This is a genomic window from Pseudomonas poae (assembly GCF_001439785.1).
Classification (GTDB): domain Bacteria; phylum Pseudomonadota; class Gammaproteobacteria; order Pseudomonadales; family Pseudomonadaceae; genus Aquipseudomonas; species Aquipseudomonas poae.
In genome coordinates, this window is record NZ_JYLI01000015.1 from 1 (window position 1) to 20,314 (window position 20,314).

Here is a 20,314-nt window from a genome sequence, read left to right on the forward strand (position 1 = left end):
GAGCACGAGGTCGGCAGCCTCGCGTTTGAATTCAGGAGTAAAGGAGCGGCGTTGTTTGGTCATCTGACACCTCGATCTGGCGAGCATTCTCGCCTAAATGGGTGTCCGGTTTCATTAGACCACTACATACACCCACTTGCTGTAGCTGTACTTATGTTCTGGGAGCGGCTTGAGGGCTGGATAGTCAAGCTCAAGGAAGCGGCTGGTTCGGCTCTTAGGGTACGTTCGAGTGATTCGACTGTTTAGCTCATCAACCCAGTAGCTGATTTTCTCGTTGAGCTCTTCTAAGGAAAAAAAGGTGCTCGCTCTCAGCCTTGCGAGAACGAATCTTTGTACCAGTTGAACAGCAATCTCACCTAGCGACTTGTCTTGCGGTTTACGCGGTCTGGCGGGGTAAATTTGAAATCCGTAGTGCTCAGAAAACTCGGCGTAGGCACGATTTAGGGTCACCACATCTCTCGTGTTTTTCGTCACTGCTGACTTCAAATTATCAGGCACAACGAACCGTGGAACCCCGTCGAAGAACTCCAGGGCCAGAATGTTGCATCTGAGCCAGTCTGGGATCGTTTGACTTCTCACGGCGGTGGCAAAAATGTATCCCGAGGCACCTAGCGTTGCCACGAACACCTGAGCTTGGCTGATTGCTCCAGTATCCGGGTTGGTCACAGGCATTGTCCTGCCACAAAAGTCCACGAAGCACTTGTCTCCGGGGAGGTGAGTCTGTCGCATGCTCAGCTTTTGCCTATTGACCCATTCACGATAAATCCGTGTGAACTGAGCATAAGACACGCCTTCTGGCTCGCTTGTACGAAACTCTTGCCATAGGAGTTCCAAGGTGATGTCAGGAAGTTTTAGCTGTTCATGGATGGCAGGCCATGACGGGTAAGCCTTCCTTTGAGATGAGACTTTTGGCTGGGTATGCAGACGCTCCGCCAGCGCTTTGTCGTCAAGGTGCTTCAGTTCTTCCCAGCTTTGTCCACACTGTGCCAACTGATCCCGAATGGTGCGAACAGTGTTATGGGACACTTTGGCTAATAGGCCAATAGCCCTATTCGACAGCTTGGGGTCGCTCGTAAGGCGTAGCACCTCGCGCTGCGTACTTATTGGCAGCCTCATATGTTCTCCTCGCGACAGGTGTGTGAACACCTCACAGGTCGCGCCGTGTGAAAATTGCAGACAAACGGAATGTGATCGACTTGACGCCGAACGCGAGGGAACACAGAATGACGGCGCGTAGGGCTGAAACCTAACACCATCAAAAAAGCCTAGGGCTCCACCCCTGGGCTTTTTTGTGCTCCAAATCCACCGGCTAGCTCCTATCCTGATCTCATTGTGATACTCCTCATATGCTTAGTTCATACGGCCTGCTGCCGTGCGCAGCGCTGCGTAGCAATCCACCAAGCGACCTCTTTGGACAGAGCAAAGAACCCCCGACGATTAGGCACTTCAAATAGCGGCACCTCAATTGTCCCTCGCTGTTTAGCTTTACGAAACGCGTCGTACGATGTGTAACCCAACTCTCTCCACAGCGCGCTGCCACCCACCATCAGGCCATATCGCTGTTTGAGGTCGAGCTCTAATTCGAATGACAGAAATTGGATTTCAAGGGGCTCGCGCATCGCACTTAATGTCCGGTTTGGTCACAGTTGATAGTAATAAACCGCCCCCTTGCGCTCCAGCCGTAAGACTTCTACATTTTTTACGGTACAAAGATCGTTCGGGGATTTTTAAGTGTCTGATTTTAAGAGAATTGCAAACATTTATTCGGAGTTCGCAGGCAGCTTGCGCGAACAAATTCCGGAAAATAGCCGCCCCCGAAGCAACACAGTGGAAATGCTCGCAGTGGGCTACTGGTTCGAAGGACTGAGGCAGCGGACAGGCCTCAAAACTGCCTATGCCCTTGAGCTGTATTTCGAAAAAGAGTCATTTCGAAGAAATACGAATGGCACGATCCGGCATTACCGAAGCAAGTGGTCTAGGTACGAACAGAAAATGATCTCCCCCAAGGCCAAGACCTTGAGTAGGGTGGAACTGCTAGCACCTGGATCGTCCCGCGACCTGAATCATCCCATATGGACTTTGATGAAGCTGATCTCCCGGCAACAGAAAATCAGCTTCGACAGCTACTTCCGTGCGTTAAATACCGATGTCCAACTGGTGCTTTATCGCAGCACCAGCAACATGATTTGGGACAGTGTTCAGCGCGAACCAATCACTCAAGTTCTACTCGAAAAACTCGAACGCAGGGCAAGCTTGGATGCCCTCGCTGCGTTGATCGCGATAGTGGTCGAAGCAGATCTCCTAGGTCGAAAAACCGTTGCTATCAAGGCAGCAGGCACCTTGCACAAAGTACTTCTGATGCTGGCAATGGAGCTTCAAGCGCGCGGTGTTGCCGTTGGCCTAATCGATTGGCTCGTGTTCAACGTCCTACCCCTTGGAGTGCCTGCCCATCTGCATATCTGGATGAGCAGCGCTGACTACATCCACGCGTCGGCGCATTTGAACACCATGGTTTACCAGCATCCGGAAAGGCGCGGAAAAGCCCTACCTTGGAAGCTTCGTAATAAGCTGATGTGCAAGCTGCTTGCCGGGGACATGGGAATTGACGTTTTGCACGCAATGCGCCCTCAGTTCGAGTTGCGGACGGACATAGGGGAAATTGCGGCCGAGCTGGTCGAGGAGTTTAAGAAGACGTCGGCACTGAGAACTTGGGGATGGATGTGCATCATCGATGGCGCGCCACAGACAGTGCCACCAGTACCGCTGCTTTAGCCTTTCAAATGACTCGCTAGGCGAGTGGTCAAGTCCAATGCAAATGCCTGGTCACTTCCGATGCAAACGACTGGTCAAGTCGAATGCAAATGGCTGGTCAAATGGGTTGCAATTTCCCAGCCGGAGGGATGTGCTCGAATCCAAGCGGTGGCGATGGACATGAATACCGCTTTTGACCTGGAGGTTCGTCAGCACTGCCCGAAAGCGCGAGTGGTGTACGACCTCTTTCATGTGGTGGCCAAATATGGCCGAGAGGTGATTGATCGGGTCCGCGTCGATGAAGCTAATCGGCTACGTCATGACAAGCCTGCCCGAAAGGTCATCAAGCAAGCGCGATGGCTGTTGCTACGCAACCCGCAGAACCTGAAAACGCCGGAGCAACAGGTGCGTTTAAAGGACCTGCTGGCGGCCAACCAAGCATTGATGACAGTCTATCTAATGAAGGCTGAACTCAAAACGCTTTGGGCACCTAGCAGCGCCTGGGGCTGGCGATCAGCCTGGCAGCAATGGCTGCGTCATGCTCATGAAAGCGAGATACCACCTCTGATCCAGTTTGCCAAACGGCTAAAGGGTTACTGGCGGGGCATCGTCAGCCGGGTTCGCTGGCCGATGCATACGGGTCAGTTGGAAGGAATAAACAATCGAATAAAGGTCATCAAGCGGATGGCGTACGGTTACCGGGATAGCGAATTCTTTTTCATGAAGATCAAGAACGTCTTTCCCGGTAATCCGTGAAGAACCATAAAAAAGCCCCTGATGTAATATCAGGGGCTTTTTGTTGCAGGAAGGATCAGCCTTCCGCTTGTACTTCGTCAGCCTGCATGCCCTTCTGGCCCTGCACGGCAACGAAGGTCACTTTCTGGCCTTCTTTCAGGCTCTTGAAGCCGTTGCCCTGGATAGCGCGGAAATGCACGAACAGATCCGGACCGCTTTCTGGTGTGATAAAACCAAACCCTTTTTCGTCATTGAACCACTTGACGGTACCGCTCTGACGTGTGGACATTTCTTCTTTCCTTTGACGCTAAAAATTAATGACAGCCCCTTTCACATGAAAGAGCACTGGGCTGGGTTGCAGGAAAGTAAGAGACGTCGAACGGGTTGTAGCAAACTACCTCAGCTACTGCCCAGGTCCAGGTTCCAAGCGACCCATGCAAACACAGTGGACAGACTCTACGCCAACTAACGCAGAAAAAACAAGCCCTGCAAAACCCCCAGCGTTTACTCGGCTTCGTGGCACTTTGACCCGCCACGTATTGCCGTCTTATTCGATAGATAAGTTCACTTGTTATAAGCGCTTGCCTATAAAAAAGCCTATCAGTAATGCACTGTTTTATGGCGGCTGCGTGACAGTTTAGTGCACGTTAACGCAGCCGCGTTACTTATAGAAACAGCCAGTCAGCCACGGTAGTAACGCTGTGGTACGAATGGCATTTTACTTACACGTAATGGCACCTTTTTCCCACGCACCAAGGCAGACACCTCGGTATCCAGTGCGGTGAACGCGCTGTCCAGGTAACCCATTGCCAGCGGGCCACCGAGGCTCGGCCCAAAGCCGCCGCTGCAGATGGTGCCGATAACGGTGCCCTGTTCGTCGACAACCTCTGCACCTTCACGCACGGGTGTACGTTCCTGGGGCAGCAGGCCGACACGCTTGCGGGTCACGCCAGTTTGTTGCTGGCTGAAGATTTTCTCGGCGCCCGGGAAGCCGCCGGCGCGTGCGCCGTCGCTACGACGTGCCTTGGAGATGGCCCATAGCAGGCTCGCTTCAATCGGCGTGGTCTCGGTGTTCATGTCATGGCCATAAAGGCACAGGCCGGCTTCCAGGCGCAGGGAGTCGCGGGCGCCGAGGCCAATCGGCTGCACTTCGGTTTCGGCCAGCAGACTGCGCGCGAGGCTTTCGGCATTGGCGGCGGGTACGGAGATCTCAAACCCATCCTCACCGGTGTACCCCGAGCGGCTTACATAGCAGTCAACCCCCAACAGGCGAACGCTGGCGAACTGCATGAACGTCATCCGAGTGACTTCCGGCGCCAGGCGTGCCAGTACCTTTACCGCCGCCGGGCCTTGCAGGGCCAGCAGCGCGCGCGCTTCGAACAGAGGCTCGATGCTGCATTGCTCACCGATGTGTTTGCGCAGGTGTGCCAGGTCCTGATCCTTGCACGCGGCGTTGACCACCAGGAACAATTCGTCATTGCCCAGGTTGGCCACCATCAGGTCGTCAAGAATGCCGCCCTGTTCGTTGGTGAACATCGCGTAGCGCTGCATCCCCACCGGCAGGTCGATAATGTCGACCGGCACCAGGCTTTCGAGGGCCTTGGCGGCATTGGCGCCGCTGAGGCGGATCTGGCCCATGTGGGACACGTCAAACAACCCGGCGTGTTCGCGGGTGTGCAGGTGTTCCTTCATCACGCCCAGCGGGTATTGCACCGGCATGTCGTAGCCGGCGAAAGGCACCATGCGCGCGCCAAGTTCGAGGTGCAGGGCGTGCAAAGGGGTTTTCAATAGAGTGTCAGTGGACATGTTCAGCTCCTGAAAAAGGGCGAAGTGTGAGAGGGAGCAAGCTCCCTCCCAGCTCAGGCGTAGCTTTCGATTGACGGGCAGGCGCACACGAGGTTGCGATCGCCGAACACGTTGTCCACGCGCCCAACTGGCGGCCAGTATTTGCCATCGATCAGCGACGCAACCGGGTACACCGCCTGTTCGCGGCCGTACGGGTGGGTCCATTCGCCAACCAGCTCCGCCGCTGTGTGCGGGGCGTTTTTCAGGGGGTTGTCGTCCTTGTCGAGCGTGCCGTTTTCCACCGCGCGAATTTCTTCACGGATGGCGATCATGGCCTCGCAGAAACGGTCCAGTTCTTCCCGTGATTCGCTTTCGGTCGGTTCGATCATCAACGTGCCCGCCACCGGGAACGACATGGTTGGCGCATGGAAGCCAAAGTCGATCAGGCGCTTGGCCACGTCATCCACGCTAATGCCGCTGCTGTCCTTGAGTGGGCGCAGGTCAAGGATGCATTCGTGGGCCACCAGGCCGTTGCTGCCGGTGTAGAGCACCGGATAGTGCTCTTCGAGGCGACGGGAAATGTAGTTGGCATTCAGGATCGCCAGCTGCGAAGCCCGCTTGAGGCCTGCGCCACCCATCATGCTGATGTACATCCAGGTGATCGGCAAAATGCTCGCGCTGCCGAACGGCGCCGCGCACACCGCGCCTTCCTTGCGCGCCATGGCCGCGTGGCCCGGCAAAAACGGCGCCAGGTGCGACTTGACGCCAATCGGGCCAACGCCCGGACCGCCGCCGCCGTGGGGGATGCAGAACGTCTTGTGCAGGTTCAGGTGGGACACGTCGCCACCGAATTTGCCCGGCGCGCAGAGGCCGACCATCGCGTTCATGTTGGCGCCGTCGATGTACACCTGGCCGCCGTTGTCATGAATGACGCCGCAGATTTCGCGGATGCCTTCCTCGAACACGCCGTGGGTGGACGGGTAGGTGATCATCAGCGCGGCGAGGTGCTCGCGGTGTTCGATGGCCTTGGCGCGCAGGTCGTCGATATCGACGTTGCCGCGCGCGTCGCAGGCGGTGACCACCACGCGCATGCCGGCCATGTTGGCGGTGGCGGGGTTGGTGCCGTGGGCGGACGAGGGGATCAGGCAGATGTCGCGGCGTTCATCGCCACGGCTCTGGTGATAGGCACGAATGGCCAGCAGGCCTGCGTATTCGCCCTGGGAACCGGCGTTCGGTTGCAGCGAAATCGCGTCGTAGCCGGTGGCCGCGCAGAGCATGGCTTCCAGGTCGGAGGTCAACTCCAGATAGCCGGCGCTTTGCTCGGCCGGGGCGAACGGGTGCAGCGCACCGAATTCGGCCCAGGTCACCGGGATCATTTCGCTGGCGGCGTTGAGCTTCATGGTGCACGAGCCCAGCGGGATCATGGTGCGGTCCAGTGCCAGGTCCTTGTCGGCCAGTTTACGCAGGTAGCGCATCAGCTCGGTTTCCGAGTGATAACGGTTGAACACTGGATGGCTGAGGATCGGTGACTGGCGCAGCAAGGCCGCTGGCAGGGTGCTTTGAGCCTGGGCGAAAACCGGCAGGTCCTTGCCGTCGGCGAAGAGCGACCACAGGGTTTCGATATCGGCCTGGGTGGTGGTTTCGTCGACCGAAATGCCCACACGCTCGGCATCCACCCACCGCAGGTTGATGCGCTGCGCGTGCGCCTTGTCGTGCAGGGCGGCAGTGTTGGCGCCGGTGCGGAGGGTGAGGGTGTCGAAGAAGTGTTGCTGCTCCACCGTCAGGCCCAGGGCGGTCAGGCCTTTGGCGAGAATCGCGGTGAGGTGATGAATGCGCTGGGCGATTTGGGTCAGGCCTTTGGGCCCGTGGTACACGGCGTACATGCTGGCGATGTTGGCCAGCAGCACCTGGGCGGTGCAGATGTTGCTGGTGGCTTTCTCGCGACGAATATGTTGCTCGCGGGTCTGCATGGCCAGGCGCAGGGCCGGCTTGCCGAAGCGGTCGACGGAAACACCCACCAGACGGCCTGGCATGTCGCGCTTGAACGCATCCTTGGTAGAGAAGTACGCCGCGTGCGGGCCGCCAAAGCCCAGCGGTACGCCAAAGCGCTGCGCGCTGCCGATGGCGACGTCGGCGCCGAACTCGCCCGGCGGGGTCAGCAGGGTCAGCGCCAGCAGGTCGGCGGCTACGGCCACCAACGCATTGGCGGCGTGGAAGCGCTCGGTCAGCTCACGGTAATCGAACACATCGCCGTTGCTGGCGGGGTATTGCAGCAACGCGCCGAAGAAGGCGCTGACGTCGCTCAGCTCGCGCTCATCGCCCACCACCACGTCGATGCCCAGTGGCTCGGCACGGGTGCGCAGCACATCCAGGGTTTGCGGGTGGCTGTGGATCGAGGCGAAGAAGGCGTTGCTGCCCTTGTTCTTGCTCAGGCGCTTGCAGAACGTCATGGCCTCGGCGGCGGCGGTGGCTTCGTCGAGGAGGGAGGCGTTGGCGATCGGCAGGCCGGTGAGGTCGCTGATCAGGGTCTGGAAGTTCAGCAGCGCTTCCAGGCGGCCCTGGGAAATCTCCGGCTGGTAAGGGGTGTAGGCGGTGTACCAGGCCGGGTTTTCCAGCAGGTTGCGCAGGATCGGCGACGGCGTGTGGCAGTTGTAGTAGCCCTGACCGATGTAAGTCTTGAACAGCTGGTTCTTGCCGGCGATGGCCTTGATCCTGGCCAGGGCCTCGGCTTCGCTCAGGCCGTCTTCCAGGCCGAGCACGCTGGTGCCCTTGATGCTTTCCGGGATCACGCTGGCGCTCAGGGCTTCAAGGGAATCAAAACCGAGGCTGGCGAGCATGTGCTGCTCGTCTTGCGGGCGCGGGCCGATATGGCGGGCGATGAATTCGTTGGCAGTGCCGAGAGTGATGGTCATGGTGCGCTCCTCAAGCTTCAGCGTTGGCTTTGATCAGGCGATCGTACGCGTCCTGATCGAGCAATTTGGCGACCGCTTCGGCATCGGCCGGTTTGAAGCGGAAGAACCAACCTTCACCCATCGGGTCTTCGTTGACCAGCTCCGGGCTGCCATCGAGCTGGTCGTTGACTTGTAGCACTTCGCCGTCCAGCGGCATGTACACGCCGCTCGCCGCTTTTACCGACTCCACGGTAGAGGCTTCAGCGCCTTTGGCGTAGGCCTGCAACTCCGGCAGTTGCACGAAAACCACATCACCCAGCGCGTTCTGCGCGAACGCGGTGATACCCACGGTGACGCTGCCGTCGGCTTCGGCGCGCAGCCATTCGTGATCTTCAGTGAAACGCAACTCGCTCATGGAAACTCCTGGGGCCAGAATCGGAATGATGAGCGTTGATTAGCAATATTGCGGCCAATGTTAATAAGTCCATATAAATCAATGGCTTGATAAATATGGATATAACGTTAGAGGGTGCGTGTGTAGCGATATCGTTACGGCTCGGCCCGTGAAAAAAAGCCTATGTGGATCAAAGCCTTGCAGGGCGCGTTTAAGCGATGGCTGTAGCGATATCGTTCCGCTGTAGCGCTTTCAGTACACTGGATGTCGTTCCTGGACCAAAAATTGAAGCGCCAAGTGCACTGACAGCGCCCACCGTTTGATCGGTGCGCGGTTTCAGGGTTTGTTGGGAATGCCGTACTTGCGCAGGCGATGGGCGATAGCCGTGTGGGAGGTCTGCAACCGGCTCGCCAGTTGGCGGGTCGAGGGGTAGCGGCTGTACAGCTTGTCCAGCAGGTCGCGCTCGAAATCTTCCACCGCCTGTTCCAGGCTCTCCACCTCGCCGTCGCTCTGGCGTGCCACGGACGTGCCGGCGATATCCAGGTCGCCGATGTCCACCAGGCTGCTTTCGCAAATGGCCGCAGCGCGAAAGATCACGTTCTGCAATTGCCTGACGTTACCCGGCCAGCGGTTGTCGAGCAGGGCCGGGTAGGTGCCGGGCGCCAGGCGACACATCGGGCGCTGGATCTGCGCGCAGGCCTGCTGCATGAAGTAGCGCGCCAGCAGCAGGATGTCCTGGCCGCGCTCACGCAACGGCGGCACTTCGACGTTGAGTACATTGAGGCGGTAGAACAGGTCTTCGCGAAAGGTGCCCTCGCCGACCATTTTTTCCAGGTCGCGGTGCGTGGCGCTGAGGATGCGCACATTGACCTTCACTTCGCGATCACCGCCCACCCGGCGAAAGCTGCCGTCATTGAGAAAACGCAGCAACTTGGCCTGCAGATACGGCGACATTTCGCCGATCTCATCGAGAAATACCGTGCCCTGGTTCGCCAGCTCCATCAGCCCTGGTTTGCCACCGCGCTGGGCGCCGGTGAAGGCACCGGGGGCGTAGCCGAACAGCTCGCTTTCGGCGAGGTTCTCCGGCAGCGCCGCGCAGTTGAGTGCCAGGAACGGCGCACTGTGCCGCGCACTGATCGCATGGCAGGCACGGGCCACCAGCTCCTTGCCGGTGCCGGTTTCGCCCTGGATCAGCAGCGGTGCATCCAGCGCCGCCACCCGTTGCGCCCGCGCCTTCAGGGTGCGGATCACTGGGGATTCGCCCAGCAGGGCATCGAACCCTTCGGCATGGTCATGGTGCAGCGCCGACAGTTGCTCGCCGATGCGGTTGGGCTGGTAAAGGGTCAGCAGCGCGCCCGCATCGGTGATCGGCGTGGCGTCCAGCAGCAGGGTCTGGCCGTTCACGCTGATCTCGCGCAAAGGCAGGCGAAAGCCGTGTTCGAGCAAGGTGTCGAGCAGCGCAGGGTCATTGAACAGCTCACTGATGCTATCGCCGGCGGGTTCGCGTCCATACAGCGCGATCAACGCCGGGTTGGCCAGCAGGATCTTGCCCGCGCTGTCCAGAGCCAGCACCGGGTCGGTCATGGCGGCCAGCAAGGCATCGAGCTGCAGATGCCGACGCTGGCCGGGAAGGATGTCGACCACCGTCACGGCCTGCACGCCCTGCACGCTGAACAGCGCGTCGCGCAACTCTTCCAGCACCGCGGCGCTGAGGGTCGGTGCGTCGATATACACGTTGGGCGGCACCATCTCTACCGCGTCCAGATTGAGATTGCGCCCACCGAGCAGGGCCAGGACTTCCTGGGTGATACCGACGCGGTCGATAAAGCTGACGTGGATACGCATGGGGCGCTAGTAATTCTTGAGAGCGGGAGGCGGCAAGTATGCCTTGCAGATGATGGAGATCAAAATGTGGGAGCGGCGGTGTGCTTACTCCAAGTGTTCGGGCTTGACCGGGTCACCGGATTTCACGTCCAGTTGATGGCGCACATCCTCGAACATCTGGTCGTATTGCTTATGCATCGTGCCATTCAGGACCGCCGTTTTCGGCATGCCGTACTTGTATGTAATGTGCATGGCGTGCCGGGCAAAATCGAAGGCCTGGTCTTTGGGCAGGAAGAATTCCTCGTTGAGGTCCTTGCCCTGCACCGAACCGTGCAGCTTGAACAGCATGCCCGTGCCTTCCTTGGGGTCCTGACTGACGGTGTATTCGATATGCAGGTTGTAGCTGTAGTCGTCCTGGTTGAGCGCATGGCGCTCGACATGCAAGTGTCCGGGTTCAAAGGTAGCCATTGGCATCTCTCCTCTATGTCATAGATAGGTGAACCGCTCCCACAGTTGTGACCGCGTACGGCCATTGAAATGCGATCCGACGGTGGGAGTCTCCGCTAAATTTGGACTTAACGCTGTCGCGCGCCAAACAGAGAGACTGTGGTGAGCGGGCTTGCCCCGCGTTGGGGTGCGAAGCGCCCCAATCCAGCAAAACGCGGTGTACCTGATACGGCGCGCCTGGTTTTGGGGCTGCTGCGCAGCCCGACGCAGGACAAGCCTGCTCGTCACAGGGATGTGGTTGCCTGAAATAACTCATGCGCAGTCGATATTCGATAGGAGCAGATCCTGATTTACCACTGCGCCCGGTGCGAGCCCAATTCCTGCGCCGGCAAATCCCATTGCAACGGTGTGCCGCTGATGTTCAACGGCGCCAGCAGCCGATGCGCCGGGCCCCAGGCGGTCTGCTCCACCACCAGGCCTTGATCGCCGGGCTCTTCGGCGCGCAACGCCGGTTGCTCCGGTACTTGCCCCGCTTCCAGTAAACACTTCGCCGTTCGTGCCAGCGACAAGCGTGCCGAACCGCCACGCCCGGATCGCAAGCGCTCGCTCAAGGCCTGCAGGGCACTGGCTGCCATCAGGTAACCGGTCGCGTGATCCAGCGCCTGCACCGGCAGCGGTAGCGGTGTGTCGGCCTGTTTCCAGGCCATGCCCGCCTGGGCAATCCCGCAGCTCATCTGCACCAGGCTGTCGAACCCACGCCTATTGCGCCACGGGCCGCTCCAGCCGTAGGCGTTGAGGCTGACGTCAATCAGGCCGGGGGCCAGTGTCTGCAACTCAGCCGTCGTGTAGCCCAAATGCTCCAGGGCATCGGCGCGGTAGCCGTGGAACAGGATATCGGCGTCCTTGAGCAAACCTTCGAACGCCTGGCGATCGTCGCTGCGTTTGAGGTCCAGCCGGGCGCAGCGTTTGCCCAGGGTCATTTCCGGCACCACGCCCGGCTCGTTCCAGGTGGGTGAGTCGATGCGCAACACATCAGCGCCCAGGCCGGCGAGAAAGCGGCTGGCCACAGGGCCGGCCAATACCCGGGTCAGGTCCAGCACCTTGATGCCGGCCAGCGGCCGCGCGATGGAGCCGAGCCATGGCGTTTCGCGGGCAGTGGCGAAGGTCTGACGCTGTACCAGTGGCTCGCTGTTAACCGCCAACCCCTGGGGGTGACGTTGCCAGTCCTGCACGGAACGCATCTGCGCGGCGCAACCGTCGGCCTGCACAATCGCCTCTTCCAACTCGGCGGCATTCCAGCGGGCGACGTTCGCGGCCATGCCGGCGCGGTCAGCCACCTTGCCGAGTACCCGTTCGGCCGCCGCGCGATGATGGGGCGCATTGGTGTGCAGGCGAATCCAGCCATCGGCGCTGGCGTAGTCGCCAGCGACCGCATCCCACAATGGCGGCACCTGCCAGCCCTGCGGGCGGATCGAGGACGCGAACCAGAAGGACGCCAGGCGTCGATCGACACTCACGCCGGGCAGGCGCCCGGTCTGTTGCTCGATCAACCGGGCCATGGCCTGGCCTGCGGCGGCGATGCTGGCGCTGGCCAGGTCAGTGACGGCGAACGCCGAGGGCAGGGCGCCGGCCCCGTTGAAGGTCGGCGCGGTGGCGGGCAGTGCGAGTGCGGCTTGGATGGTGTTGAGCAGGTCAGTCATCAAGGGCCCTCCGTAAGAGAAGGGCCACTATAGAAGATCATCACACCGCTGTGACAACCCCGGGCACCAACGGCAGGTCGATGCTCGCTATAAACCCGCCATCGGCATGGTTGGCCAGGATCAGGTTTCCGCCATGACGCTCGGCGGCACGGCGCGCAATCGCCAGGCCCAGGCCGTGGCCCTGGGCGGTCTGGCCGGGCGCGCGGTAGAACGGCTCGCCGAGCTGGCTCAGGTGCGCGGCGTCGACGCCCTGGCCGTGGTCGCGCACGCTGATCAGGATGCGCTCGCCCTGAAGCTGTGCCTGCAACTCGATGGGTTGTCCGGGCGGGTTGAAGCGCTGGGCGTTGCGCAGCAGGTTATCCACCGCGCGCTCAATCATGGTCGGCCAGCCCTTGAGGTGCAGGTCGGCGGCGGCGGTGAGCTGCACTGTTTGTTCCGGCGCGCTCAGTTGGGCGTCTTTTTGCAGGGTCTTGAGCAGCAGGGTGAGGTCGATGTCCTCGACGCTGGCGTTGTCGGCGTCCACCCGCGCCAGTACCAGAATCTCGCTGATCAGCGCTTCCAGGCGGTCGCATTCGCGGGTCAGGCGCGGCCAGAGTTTTTCCCGTTCTTCGCTGCCGGCACGTTCGGCCAGGGCCAGGGCGATACGCAGGCGCGCGAGCGGCGAGCGCAGTTCGTGGGACACATCGCGCAGCAGTTGGCGCTGGCTGCCGATCAGGCTTTGCAGGCGGGCCCCCATACGGTTGAAGTCGGTGGCGAGCACGCCGAACTCATCGCGGCGGTTGGCCAGGCGCGCCAGGCTGTTCTGCTGATAGGTGGCCTGGCCCAGGTCATGCACCGCGCCGCGCAGCCGGCTTAACGGGCGCGTGATGGACAGCGTCACGAACAGGCTGAACAGGGTCAGCACCACCAGGGCAATCGCCAGCGCGCTCAATGGCCACGCCAGGCTACTGCGGTGCCATTGGTCGAGTTCGGGGTGCGGAATACGGTAGATGAAGAGGTAGGTGTCGCCGGTCTTTTCGCTGGTGTACTCGGCGGTCAGGCGCCGCCAGGGCAGGGGGCCAACCTGTCCGTCGGTCTGGCGCGCTTCAAACGCAGCGGCCCGTTTTGGAAAGGTGCCACGCACCACCGCTTCGCCGCTTTCGTTGAGCACTTGCACGTCGATGTGGTACTGACGCTTGCGCTGTTGCAGCAGTTGCTGCGCGGCATCCTCGCCCTGGGCTTCGTACAGTTGAGTCCACTCTTCGGCCAGGTTGCTGACGCCGGGATGACGGCTGAGAATCCAGGCGTCCTGATTGAGCATGTGCCCAAGCAGCAGCGACAACCCGGCAACCAACGCGATGGCCAGCCAGAAACTGGCCAGGATGCGCCAGAACAATGAACGCACAGGAAACCCTCAAACAGGAAAAGCCCAGCGGCGCACGGCCGCTGGGCTGGGGGGGTGTAACACTAGGGCATTATTGCGCTTTTTGCGGCTGTTGCGCTTTCCAGGCTTTGAACTCTCGCCATTCGGCACGACGCTGGTCCTGCTTTTTGACGATCTCGTCGAACTGCTTTTGCTGCTCGGGCGTCAGCACGGCGCGAATGCTGCTCTGGGTTTTCTTGCGGCTGGCGTCCTTCTCATCCTGCATGGCTTTCTGGTCGGCGGCCGGCATTTTGTCGAGGTACTTCTCAACCAGCTCACGACGGCCTTCCCTCTGCTCGCGCATCAGGCGGTCGATCTGCTGATGCTGTTCGGGGGTCAGGTCCAGTTCGCGCAACGGACCGCCGCGGCCACGTGGGCCATGATCGGCACCAGGGCCTGGGCCGCCCATCATGCGACCTTCAGGGCCGCCCATCGGGCCGGCGCCTGGGCCTGGACCTTCGGGCATGGCAGCCATGGCAACGGCGGGCAGGGCAGTGGCGAACATCAGAGCGATAAGGGTCTTGCGCATGGTGATTCTCCTGTCTCTATTCCGGTGAGTCCGGATGTGAGTAGAGTACGGCGATCAAGGTCAGCCGCTGTCAGCGCAGGGTAAGGCTTCGGTAAAGACAGTTTGGCGGGCGCCTGACAAAACTGCCACGGCGAATGGCGCGAGAGGCAGTTTCGTGGCGGTGGGGCTTGTCCTGTGGCGAGCGGGCTTGCCCTGATGCCGCTCAGTTAAGGAAAGTTTGTAGGCTTATTGTGGCGAGCGGGCTTGCCCCGCGTTGGGGTGCGAAGCGCCCCCAATCCAGCAAAACGCGGTGTACCTGATACGGCTCAGCGCCTGGTTTTGGGGCTGCTGCGCAGCCCAACGCAGGACAAGCCTGCTCGCCACAGAGGTATTCGCTGATTCACAGAGACCGGCGTTGCATTTAGAGGCTGTAGTAGTAACCACGGCTGCGCAACGCCACGATCCGTGGCCGACCATCCGGGTGCGGACCGATTTTTTTGCGCAGGTTACTGACGTGCATGTCCAGGCTGCGATCGTACAGCGTCAGCTTGCGGCCCAGGGCGATCTGCGCCAGCTCCTGCTTGTCCAGCGGTTCGCCGGGCTGGCGCAGCAAGGCTTCCAGCAGGCGGCTTTCGGAGACGGTGAGGGCAAATTCCTGTTCGTCGATGCTGACCACGCCGCGTATCGGGCTGAAGCACAGGTCGCCGAGTTCGAGTTGGGTGGACACGGCGGCCGGGTGGCTGCGGCGCAGCACCGCGCGCAGGCGGGCGGTGAGTTCGCGGGGGTCGCAGGGCTTGGCCAGGTAATCATCCGCGCCCAGTTCCAGGCCGAGGATGCGGTCCAGCGGTTCGCCCCGGGCCGAGAGCATCAGCACCGGCAGCTCCGGGTGGTCGTTGCGCAGTTGCTTGAGCAGCTCCAGGCCGCTGCCGTCGGGCAGCATCACGTCAAGCACCACGGCGGCGGGCGCGCTGTCGGCCAAGGCTTTACGGGCGCTCAAGCCATCGTGGCAGGCGCGCACCTGAAAACCTTCCTGGCTTAACCAACTGGTCAGCAGCTCACAGAGCTCCTGGTCATCGTCTATCAGTAACAGCTCGCTCATGACTCACTCAATTTAGCCATTGTCGACGGCGACGGTGCCCACCGCTGGCAAAGATCCCGCACAGCAGGGCGATCAGGGCGACGGCGGCGCCCGTGACAAACCACTGCTGCTGCTCGGTGAGCCAGCGGCTCAAGGCCCCGCCCTGTGTTTCTTTGAGCTGCTGGGCCAGGCGTTGGTTCTCCTGGCGTAAACGGCTCAGTTGCGCGCTTTCGCGGTTGGCGTCCGCGGTTTGCAGTTGTCTGCTCAATTCTTCACGCAGCCGTTCGCTTTCTTTCAAACGCTGCTGCAACTCGCTGACCTGGCTGGCGGCACTCAGGGACAGCGGCGTGGAGCTGCCATTGTTCGAGGTTTCTTCAGCGTGGGCCGTGGCCCCGGCCATGATCACTGCCAACAGACACAACTGAGGTAAGCGCATCGGAACTCCTGATTCCACACGAATATTCAGAAAGTTGTCGGCAGGTTACCGGGAATAATGAGCAATTAGGAGCGCGCCGAACCGATAAGGCTCGGCGTCACCTGAATCAAGGCAGGACTTGTTTGAATGGTTTGACGTTGACGTTCGCATACACGCCCGCCGTGACGTACGGGTCAGCGTCGGCCCAGGCCTGGGCGTCGGCCAGTGAAGCGAACTCGGCAACGATCAGGCTGCCGGTGAAACCGGCGTCGCCCGGGTCATTGCTGTCCACCGCCGGGTGCGGGCCGGCCAGTACGATCCGGCCTTCGGCTTGCAGCACTTTCAAGCGCTCGACATGGGCCGGGCGCACGGACAGGCGTTTTTCCAGCGAGTGGGCGACGTCGGTGGCAATGATGGCGTAGAGCATGTCAGTCCTCGGTTTTCGGCGTGGTGGGGTCGGTGTCATGCAGATGGCGCGACAGGTAGATGCCCTGGGCGACCAGGAACAGCACGGTCATGCCCAGGCTGCCGAAGACTTTGAAGTCGACCCAGTAGTCCTGGAACGTGAACGCGACGAACAGGTTGGCGGCACCGCAGAACAGGAAAAACACAATCCAGGCCACGTTCAGGCGAGTCCACACGGGCTCCGGCAGGGTCAGTGCGTGGCCCATGATCCGCTTGATCAGCAGGCGATCGCCGATGAAGTGGCTGCCGATAAACGCCAGGGCGAACAGCCAGTTCACCACCGGGGCTTTCCATTTAAGGAAGGTTTCGCTGTGGAAGGCCAGGGTCAGGCTGCCGAAGACAAGGCAGGCGATCAGGGTCAGCCATTGGCTTTTTTCCAGTTTGCGCTGGGAGATGAAGATGGCGCCGTAGACCACGACAGAGCTGATGATCAGCACAGCAGTGGCGCTGTAGATGCCGCCAAAGGTGAGCTCGTGGCCGGCCAGATCGACGACCCGAGGGTCGAGTTTGTAAACGATGAAAAACAGCAACAGCGGGATGAAGTCGATGAATTGTTTCACAGTAAGAGCCAGAAGCTGGATGTGGCGGCATAATAACAAACATCCTTGGTTGCGATAGCGCCAGCTGACTTGAGGTTACAGACCCCCGTGAATGTTGATTTGCACTGCCACAGCACGGCCTCCGACGGCGCCCTGGCGCCTGCGGTACTGGTTGCGCGTGCGTTTGAAAAAGGCGTGCGAGTCCTGGCGTTGACCGACCACGATACCGTCGAAGGCCTCGACGAGGCCCGCGCGACAGCCCAGGGCCTGGGCATGCAACTGGTCAATGGCGTGGAGTTGTCGTGCACCTGGGGCGGCGCCACCATTCATGTGCTGGGCTACGGTTTCGACCAGAACGCGCCGGCTCTGGTCGCCGCCATCGCCCAATTGCACGATGGCCGCTGGCTGCGGTCCGAAGAAATAAGCCGCAAGTTGAGCCTCAAGGGCATGCCCGGCGCCCTCGACGGCGCCCGCGCCATTCAGCAGGAACTGGGCGACAGCGGCAATGCGCCGGCCCGGCCGCACTTCGCCGACTGGATGGTGCGCGAGGGCTTCGTGAAGGACCGCGCCGAAGCGTTCCGCAAATGGCTGGGCGCCGGCAAGCTGGGCGATGTGAAGCAACATTGGCCGACCCTGGAAGACACCGTGCAGACCCTGCGGGCCGCCGGGGCCTGGGTCAGCCTGGCGCATCCCTGGCATTACGATTTCACGCGCAGCAAGCGTCGCAAGCTGATTGGTGACTATATAAGTGCCGGCGGCCACGCGATTGAAGTGGTCAACGGGCATCAACCCGCCGATCAGGTGGGCAGCCTGGCGATCCTTGCCCGCGAGTTTGGTCTGCTGGTCAGTGCCGGCAGTGATTTTCATGGCCCAGGCGGCTGGTCCGAGATTGGCGAGTACCGTGCCATCCCGGAAGATTTGCCGCTGTTGTGGGGGCGATTCAAGCATGACCCCATTATTGCCACCGTCTGAACAGGTAGAGCACGTGAGTCAATTCTTCCAGATTCATCCGGAAAACCCCCAGGCGCGCCTGATCAAGCAGGCAGTCGAGATCATCCGCGCCGGCGGCGTGGTGATCTACCCCACGGACTCGTCCTACGCTATCGGTTGCCAGATCGGCGACAAGAGCGCGGTCGAACGTGTACGACGCCTGCGTGACCTGGACAAGAACCACAACTTTGCGCTGATCTGCAGCGACCTGTCCCAGTTGGGCCTGTTCGCCAAGGTCGACACCGGCACTTTTCGCCTGCTCAAGGCCCACCTGCCCGGGCCCTACACCTTTATTCTCAATGCCACCCGCGAAGTGCCGCGCCTGCTGCTGCACCCGAAGAAGCGCACCATCGGCCTGCGTGTGCCCGAGCACCCGATTGCCCTGGCGTTGCTGGCCGAGCTGGGCGAGCCGTTGATGAGCGTGTCGTTGATCATGCCCGGCGACACTGAACCGCTGGAAGACCCTTATGAAATGCGTCAGCTTCTGGAAAAGCAGGTCGACCTGATCATCGACGGCGGCTTCGGCGGCGGCAAGGCCTCCACCGTGATCAACCTGGCTGACGGTGAGCCGCAGGTGGTGCGCGTCGGTTGCGGCGACCCCACGCCCTTCATGGTCGAGGCCTGAATGTCGGCCGTGGAAACCGCCGATCCCCAGGCAGGCGCTCAGCAGGAACTGCCCTTTGCCATGGTCTACGGCCAGGCCGTCATGGAAATGCCGCTGGACCTGTACATCCCGCCGGACGCCCTGGAAGTCTTCCTTGAAGCCTTCGAGGGCCCGCTGGACTTGCTGCTGTACCTGATCCGCAAGCAGAACATCAACATCCTCGACATCCCCGTGGCGGAAATTACTCGCCAGTACATGGGCTATGTCGAGCTGATGCAGTCGGTACGCCTGGAGCTGGCTGCCGAGTACCTGGTGATGGCCGCCATGCTCGCCGAGATCAAATCGCGCATGCTGCTGCCGCGCTCCGAAACCGTCGAGGCCGAGGAAGACGATCCGCGCGCCGAGCTGATCCGGCGCCTGCAGGAGTACGAACGCTTCAAGGCGGCCGCCGAAGGCATCGACGGCCTTAGTCGCGTGGGCCGCGACGTGGTGGTGCCCAAACTGGACGCGCCCGAGGCCCGCGCGCGCAAGCTGCTGCCGGACGTGAGCCTGGAGGAATTGCTGATGTCCATGGCCGAAGTGCTGCGCCGAGGCGACATGTTTGAAAGCCACCAGGTCAGCCGTGAGGCACTGTCGACCCGCGAGCGCATGAGCGATGTGCTCGAGCGCCTCAAGGGCGGCGGATTTGTGCCGTTTGTCGAGCTGTTTACCGCCGAGGAAGGGCGCCTGGGGGTGGTGGTCACGTTTATGGCGATCCTGGAACTGGTCAAGGAATCGCTGGTTGAGCTGGTGCAAAATGAGCCTTTTGCGGCTATCCACGTGCGGGCGCGAGCCGAATAAAGAGCTGAATCGATGAATCTGACTGAACCCCGTGAACTGGCGCCGCTGCTGGAGGCCTTCCTCCTGGCTTCGGGCAAGCCGCAATCGCTTGAGCGCCTGTTCGAATTATTTGAAGAGGCTGAACGCCCTGAGCCGCCGGTGTTCAAGAAGGCGCTGGAGATCCTGCGCAAGTCTTGCGACGGCCGCGCTTTTGAACTGCGCGAAGTGGCGTCGGGTTATCGCCTGCAGATCCGTGAGAAGTTTTCCCCGTGGGTCGGCCGTCTGTGGGAGGAGCGCCCGCAACGCTATTCACGGGCGATGCTGGAAACCATGGCGCTGATCGCCTATCGCCAGCCGATCACCCGAGGCGAGATCGAGGATGTGCGCGGCGTGGCGGTGAACAGCCATATCGTTAAAACGTTGCTGGAGCGGGAATGGATCCGCATCGTCGGCTACCGCGACGTGCCCGGTAAACCGGCGATGTTCGCCACCACCAAGGTGTTCCTCGACCATTTCAACCTGAAAAACCTCGACGACCTACCGCCGCTGGCCGAATTGCGCGAGATGGAAGCCGAGCCGGTGCTCGATTTCGACGACGCGCCGGTTCCGGCGAGCTTGCAGGAACTGGCCGATGCCACGGCGGAGCCCGAAGAGCCCAAGGACGAAACCAGTTTCCATACCTTGCTTCTGGAGCTGGACGATATGGAGCAGGGCATCAAGACCGATTTCGATGACCTGTTGCGAGAGGGGGCCGTTGAGCCTGAATTCCCGCCGAGCACTGAGCCTCAAGTCCAGGCACAAGCCGAAGAAGACAGTCTCGGCGTCGCCGCCGCTCGGGAACAGCTTCTGGCCGCCGTCGCGGCGCTGGAACCCCCTCAATTGAGCGACGAAGAGGCCGAAGCTCAGGCCTTGGCTGAAGCGATTGAAAACGAGCGCCATTCTTTCGAGCCCTGATTTTCCCGTCTTC

The 20,314-nt window shown here is 60.9% G+C and carries 21 protein-coding genes; 6 read left to right on the forward strand and 15 right to left on the reverse strand.

All coding sequences use genetic code 11. The features are described 5' to 3' along the window. Positions 1–114: 114 nt before the first annotated feature. Both istA and TU75_RS17785 read right to left on the reverse strand, forming a co-directional pair. Entirely contained in the window at positions 115–1,116 is a 1,002-nt protein-coding gene (gene istA / locus TU75_RS17780) for an IS21 family transposase (RefSeq protein WP_231982007.1), read from the reverse strand. Between the two features lie 239 nt (positions 1,117–1,355). Further along, positions 1,356–1,619, reverse strand: a complete 264-nt coding sequence (locus tag TU75_RS17785; protein ID WP_012723150.1) for a hypothetical protein — start codon at positions 1,617–1,619, stop codon at positions 1,356–1,358. Positions 1,620–1,731: 112 nt separating this feature from the next. Here TU75_RS17785 and TU75_RS28120 point away from each other — a divergent pair, with 112 nt between their 5' ends. After that, positions 1,732–2,772, forward strand: coding sequence for a hypothetical protein (locus tag TU75_RS28120; protein WP_012723149.1), 1,041 nt, complete (start codon positions 1,732–1,734; stop codon positions 2,770–2,772). A 60-nt stretch (positions 2,773–2,832) separates the two neighbouring features. Continuing rightward, a complete protein-coding gene (locus tag TU75_RS17795) occupies positions 2,833–3,507 on the forward strand; it encodes an ISL3 family transposase (RefSeq protein WP_256097796.1) in 675 nt (224 codons plus the stop codon). Between the two features lie 55 nt (positions 3,508–3,562). Here TU75_RS17795 and TU75_RS17800 read toward each other — a convergent pair whose 3' ends face one another. The 13 genes from TU75_RS17800 to TU75_RS17860 form a co-directional block, all read right to left on the reverse strand. Next, positions 3,563–3,775, reverse strand: a complete 213-nt coding sequence (locus TU75_RS17800) for a cold-shock protein (protein ID WP_003237709.1) — start codon at positions 3,773–3,775, stop codon at positions 3,563–3,565. A gap of 392 nt (positions 3,776–4,167) precedes the next feature. Continuing rightward, complete coding sequence (gcvT, locus tag TU75_RS17805; RefSeq protein WP_060549650.1) at positions 4,168–5,292, reverse strand: glycine cleavage system aminomethyltransferase GcvT; 1,125 nt, start codon at positions 5,290–5,292, stop codon at positions 4,168–4,170. A 53-nt stretch (positions 5,293–5,345) separates the two neighbouring features. Beyond that, entirely contained in the window at positions 5,346–8,183 is a 2,838-nt protein-coding gene (gene gcvP, locus TU75_RS17810) for an aminomethyl-transferring glycine dehydrogenase (RefSeq protein ID WP_060549651.1), read from the reverse strand. A 10-nt stretch (positions 8,184–8,193) separates the two neighbouring features. Next, on the reverse strand, positions 8,194–8,577 hold the full coding sequence (gcvH, locus tag TU75_RS17815; protein ID WP_003237716.1) for a glycine cleavage system protein GcvH: 384 nt from the start codon (positions 8,575–8,577) through the stop codon (positions 8,194–8,196). A gap of 315 nt (positions 8,578–8,892) precedes the next feature. Then, positions 8,893–10,401, reverse strand: coding sequence for a sigma-54-dependent transcriptional regulator (locus TU75_RS17820; RefSeq protein ID WP_003237717.1), 1,509 nt, complete (start codon positions 10,399–10,401; stop codon positions 8,893–8,895). 84 nt (positions 10,402–10,485) lie between these two features. Beyond that, the gene (locus TU75_RS17825) at positions 10,486–10,848 is read right to left on the reverse strand and encodes a DUF5064 family protein (RefSeq protein WP_060549652.1); all 363 of its coding nucleotides are present in this window, start codon (positions 10,846–10,848) and stop codon (positions 10,486–10,488) included. Between the two features lie 329 nt (positions 10,849–11,177). Next, the gene (locus tag TU75_RS17830; protein WP_060549653.1) at positions 11,178–12,527 is read right to left on the reverse strand and encodes a CoA transferase; all 1,350 of its coding nucleotides are present in this window, start codon (positions 12,525–12,527) and stop codon (positions 11,178–11,180) included. A 40-nt stretch (positions 12,528–12,567) separates the two neighbouring features. Then, positions 12,568–13,911, reverse strand: coding sequence for a sensor histidine kinase (locus TU75_RS17835; protein WP_060549654.1), 1,344 nt, complete (start codon positions 13,909–13,911; stop codon positions 12,568–12,570). Positions 13,912–13,981: 70 nt separating this feature from the next. Further along, positions 13,982–14,458, reverse strand: coding sequence for a Spy/CpxP family protein refolding chaperone (locus TU75_RS17840; RefSeq protein WP_015372834.1), 477 nt, complete (start codon positions 14,456–14,458; stop codon positions 13,982–13,984). A gap of 400 nt (positions 14,459–14,858) precedes the next feature. After that, positions 14,859–15,536, reverse strand: a complete 678-nt coding sequence (locus TU75_RS17845; protein WP_060549655.1) for a response regulator transcription factor — start codon at positions 15,534–15,536, stop codon at positions 14,859–14,861. Positions 15,537–15,543: 7 nt separating this feature from the next. Continuing rightward, on the reverse strand, positions 15,544–15,951 hold the full coding sequence (locus TU75_RS17850) for an SH3 domain-containing protein (protein WP_003237729.1): 408 nt from the start codon (positions 15,949–15,951) through the stop codon (positions 15,544–15,546). A 106-nt stretch (positions 15,952–16,057) separates the two neighbouring features. Further along, on the reverse strand, positions 16,058–16,357 hold the full coding sequence (locus TU75_RS17855) for a YciI family protein (RefSeq protein WP_003237731.1): 300 nt from the start codon (positions 16,355–16,357) through the stop codon (positions 16,058–16,060). Between the two features lies 1 nt (position 16,358). Further along, positions 16,359–16,955 carry a septation protein A gene (locus TU75_RS17860; RefSeq protein ID WP_003237732.1) on the reverse strand — a complete coding sequence of 199 codons (597 nt, stop codon included), beginning with the start codon at positions 16,953–16,955 and terminating at the stop codon, positions 16,359–16,361. 87 nt (positions 16,956–17,042) lie between these two features. Between TU75_RS17860 and TU75_RS17865 the strand changes: the two genes are divergently transcribed. Genes TU75_RS17865 through scpB form a run of 4 tightly spaced genes read left to right on the forward strand, consistent with a single transcriptional unit; the run spans position 17,043 to position 20,301 of the window. After that, the gene (locus TU75_RS17865; protein WP_015372833.1) at positions 17,043–17,906 is read left to right on the forward strand and encodes a PHP domain-containing protein; all 864 of its coding nucleotides are present in this window, start codon (positions 17,043–17,045) and stop codon (positions 17,904–17,906) included. A 13-nt stretch (positions 17,907–17,919) separates the two neighbouring features. Then, positions 17,920–18,549, forward strand: a complete 630-nt coding sequence (locus TU75_RS17870) for an L-threonylcarbamoyladenylate synthase (RefSeq protein WP_003237737.1) — start codon at positions 17,920–17,922, stop codon at positions 18,547–18,549. Next, entirely contained in the window at positions 18,550–19,368 is an 819-nt protein-coding gene (locus TU75_RS17875; RefSeq protein WP_003193795.1) for a segregation and condensation protein A, read from the forward strand. 12 nt (positions 19,369–19,380) lie between these two features. After that, complete coding sequence (scpB, locus tag TU75_RS17880; RefSeq protein WP_060549656.1) at positions 19,381–20,301, forward strand: SMC-Scp complex subunit ScpB; 921 nt, start codon at positions 19,381–19,383, stop codon at positions 20,299–20,301. Positions 20,302–20,314 lie beyond the last annotated feature (13 nt).